This is a genomic window from Bradyrhizobium sp. 23AC, from assembly GCF_054863025.1.
The window spans coordinates 1-259 of record NZ_JAVAYN010000221.1; the positions used below are offsets into that span (position 1 = coordinate 1).

Annotated in this window: 1 pseudogene; it reads right to left on the bottom strand. The window is 55.2% G+C overall.

Annotation, left to right across the window (positions count from 1 at the left end):
- A pseudogene (gene tolB, locus RAD10_RS42190) lies at positions 1 to 157 on the bottom strand (Tol-Pal system protein TolB); the annotation flags it as partial.
- Positions 158 to 259: the final 102 nt, after the last annotated feature.

A 259-nucleotide genomic window follows, 5' to 3' on the forward strand; every position in this document is an offset into this window, starting at 1 on the left:
CACCCTGCAGAAAGTCGGTCACCGCAATCGGCAGCGGTTGGACGTTACCCTTTCGGATGTCGAGGGTGACGAGCGCATTGGCCGGCGTCGCGAAGACGGCAGCGGTCATCAGACCGGCTGCGACCAAAATGGCGCGGAAAAAAGAACACTTTGTCATACCAAACAGCCTTTCAGCATCTATGGAGTCGGATCGCTGGGTGGTTTGAAGCGCAGGACGACTTCTTTCCAGGATTCGTATTTTTCTTTCGGAAGCATGGTG